Raw genomic sequence first — 3,187 nt, 5'->3', positions numbered from 1 at the left:
CGGTCAGCGTCCTCACTCGTGGTGCCCGGGCGGACCCCGCCGTCGATCTCGGCCTGACGAACCCAATTGCGCAACGCCTCGGGATGGACTCCGAGCTGATCGGCGATCCGCTTGATCGCACCTCTCGACGAATCGGGATCTCGTCGCGCTTCACATGCCATCCGGGTGGCCCGGTCCTTGAGTTCCTCACTGTACTTGCGTGGTGCTGCCATGCTCTCCATCCTTCACAGGTTCGAGAGCCTCCGACAGACCCGGGGCGGTTCAGACCGTCGGCCAATCTGCGCCCCAACCACCGTGCTCCTCGGGTACCGCGAGCGCCAGCAGACCACTTAGGCGTAAGTCCTCTTTCTCACGGGTGGCTGGCCCCCCATCGCGATCCCGTTCGACGATTCCCTCCCGCCAGCTTGCAGCAAGGTCTCGAGCCACCGCGAGAGGATCGCCCGCCCGCCGGTCGGTGGCCGCCGCCGTGTCGTCGGTGACTGTCATTCGTATTCTCCAATCGCTGATGTGCCGGCCGCGCATGTACGCAGGCTCGTCTGCAGAAATTCCGGGGCCGACCAATCAGTCAGGTCGATCGCCTTATCCACCAGATCGTGGTCGACCAGGTACCGCTGTGTCGCAGCAAGGACAGTGAGCGCATCGTGGTCGAGGGTGGGTACTAAGTTGTCGGTGAAGTGCTCGCCGAAACCGCGTGTCACCGCAGTCTCGCTAACACCGAGGTTGCGGGCATGAATCGCGACTGTCTCGGTCAGATGATCGCGCGCCCAGGAGCCTGCCCGGACCACCGTATCCACCAGATGCTGCACGAGTGACGGGTTCTTATCGACGAGTTGCGCGCTGATTGTCCAAACGCTGGCGTAGTGGCTTGTCCTGTCCAAGCTCAGGTCACGCAGCGGTCTAACACCGGTGAGGTCTTCGAACTCCGCGGACCACGGAAGCCAGCTGAATAGCGCATCGACCGTCCCCCCGGCAAAGACTTGTGCCTGATGGGCCCCGACGGCGGGAAAGAGGTCCGAACCGTTCACTGATGCCGATGCGCTGAGTCGGTCCTGCGGTAAGTCGACTCCCGCCGTCTCAATGGGTACGAGCTCGATATCGTTTACTGTTACGCCGGAGTGACGAAGGGTGTGCTGCAGGGCTCGCGCCTCCCAAGTGCCCAGTGCGACGAGAGTCTGGCGCCACGGGTCGAGCTGTCGGTAGTCACCAAGGTCGCCGCGCAGGATCCGGATTGCCGATGCGGATACGCCGACACGATGCCCCGCCAGTTGCTCCGGTGCGGTCAGGGTGGGGTCGGCCGCGTAAAAGCCCAGCTTTCCCTCGAACAGGGTGACGCCCAGGAGGCGTGTGCGACCCGGTGCACGCAGGCCCTCACTCACCAACGGCGGGATCTCTCCGCCGAATCGGGTGTAAGCGGGATGATCGTAGGTGAAGTGCAAGGAGCCCAGCGGCCCTCCCAGCACGTCCAGATTGATGCCAGCCTCGGCGAGCAACTGCGACTCGCGGCCAACCAGCAGGGCGTTGGGAACAGGGCAGTTGCTGTACGCGAGGGTGTGGACCGCTGAGCTGGTGTCGGTCACAGCGCCGCCGCCCCGCTTGGCAGTTCCAGGCCGAGGTGGTCGCGCAGCGTTGATCCCTCATACTCGTCGCGGAATACCCCACGTTCTTGCAACAGCGGCACCACCTGGTCGACAAAGTCCTCGTAAACGCCGGGCAGATAGGCGGCGGAGATGATGAACCCATCAGCCGCTCTCGCATCGAAGTACTCGACCAGTCTGTCGGCGATCTGGGTGGGCGTTCCTCCCCACTGCGGGACAAAACCCACGTTCGTGCCATAACGCTTTCCAAGGTCGGCCAGTGTCAGATCCTCGCCGTCGCTCGCAACCGTGGAGAACATGTGGAGCATGGTGGGGATGTGCGCGTCCCCCAAGCTCGCGACGATGTCGGAGTACTTCGCGTCTAGGGGGAAGGCGGACAAGTCGATTCCACTATGACTCGACAACGTCGACAGACCGACCTCGGGGTGGACGAGACCGTTGATGTATTCGAGGCGATCGCGTGCGATCGCCTCGGTCTCCCCAAGTATGGGCATGACAGCTGTGAAAACCTTCGTGGCGTCGGGGTTGCGACCCGCGGCACTCACTTGCCCCTTGATGTCCTGGTACGTGCGCTGCATCATCTCCAGCGTCGGCGAGATGCTGAACACGGCGTCGGCCCACTGGCCCGCGAAACGTCTACCGCGAGGCGACAATCCGGCCTGGAGGAGTACTGGCTCGCGCTGACTTGAAGGGGGGATTTGCAGGGGGCCGCGCACGTCGAACCAGTCACCACGGTGATCGACGTAATGAACTTTCTTAGGATCAGCGAACCGGCCGCAGATCTTGTCCAACAGCAGCGCATCATCGTCCCACGAGTTCCACAGCTTACGTACGACCTCGACGAACTCGTCCGCGCGGTCGTAACGGGTGTCGTGTTCAAGATGAGCATCGATTCCGAAGTTCTTTGCCTCTGAATCGTTCAGCGATGTCACGATGTTCCACGACACCCGCCCGTCGGACAGGTTATCCAGCGTTGCCAGGATACGGGCGACGTGAAACGGCGGGTAATACGTGGTGGAGATGGTGGCTCCAAGTCCCAACCGGTCGGTCACGGCGGCCATCGTCGCCACCACCGTGGCGGGCTCGAGTGCGATCGCGCCCTGGCCGCCCAGTCCGACGCCTGTTTGCAGATCATGGCCGTAGCTGTCCTCGACTGCGAGAGCATCCGGAAGGAAAAGAAGATCAAACTTTCCGCGTTCAAGGGTCTGAGCGATCTTCTTATAGTATGCACCGGAAAGAAAATCGTTAGTTGCTGCGGATCTAGTGTCCTGAGTCATTAATTTCCGTTCGGTTGTTAGGCTAGGGAATGGCAACCCGGGGTCCGCGAGCAGTGGATATTGTTCTGACTGATGACGAGCGCCGTGAGCTCGAAGGGTGGGCGCGTCGGCGAACGACGGCCTCGGGTTTGGCGATGCGCTCACGAATCGTTCTCGCCGCCGCTGATGGCGGTTCGAATACTGAAGTGGCACAACGACTCGGCCTCAATCGCAGTACCGTGCGGCGCTGGCGAGGCCGGTTCGTCGAGCACCGCTGCGAGGGGTTGCTCGACGAACCCCGGGCACCGCTGCGAGGGGTTGCTCGACGAACCCCGG

The 3,187-nt window shown here is 62.6% G+C and carries 4 protein-coding genes; 1 reads left to right on the top strand and 3 read right to left on the bottom strand.

The window, feature by feature from the left end; translation table 11 throughout:
* From A9310_RS22230 to A9310_RS22220, 3 genes are all read right to left on the bottom strand, one after another.
* On the bottom strand, positions 1–212 hold a 212-nt coding region (locus tag A9310_RS22230; RefSeq protein ID WP_065632427.1), incomplete at its 3' end, for a transposase.
* Between the two features lie 270 nt (positions 213–482).
* Positions 483–1,577 (bottom strand): hypothetical protein, encoded by a 1,095-nt coding sequence (locus tag A9310_RS22225; protein ID WP_004022072.1) that lies wholly within the window; start codon positions 1,575–1,577, stop codon positions 483–485.
* The gene (locus A9310_RS22220) at positions 1,574–2,872 is read right to left on the bottom strand and encodes an LLM class flavin-dependent oxidoreductase (protein ID WP_068970850.1); all 1,299 of its coding nucleotides are present in this window, start codon (positions 2,870–2,872) and stop codon (positions 1,574–1,576) included. Before A9310_RS22220 ends, A9310_RS22225 begins: the two co-directional genes overlap by 4 nt.
* A 29-nt stretch (positions 2,873–2,901) precedes the next feature.
* Here A9310_RS22220 and A9310_RS25400 point away from each other — a divergent pair.
* Positions 2,902–3,187 (top strand): helix-turn-helix domain-containing protein (locus tag A9310_RS25400; protein ID WP_139104716.1); only part of this gene is annotated, 286 nt, incomplete at its 3' end.

This window comes from Gordonia sp. UCD-TK1, assembly GCF_001691435.1.
Taxonomy (GTDB): Bacteria; Actinomycetota; Actinomycetes; order Mycobacteriales; family Mycobacteriaceae; genus Gordonia; species Gordonia hongkongensis.
The sequence above is the reverse complement of the archived record's forward strand: the minus strand, read 5'-3'. Positions and strand labels throughout refer to the sequence as shown.

Coding starts and splice junctions, on each gene's coding strand:
- A9310_RS22220 (WP_068970850.1), bottom strand. CDS start 2,872: ATGACTCAGGACACTAGATCCGCAGCAACTAACGATTTTCTTTCCGGT.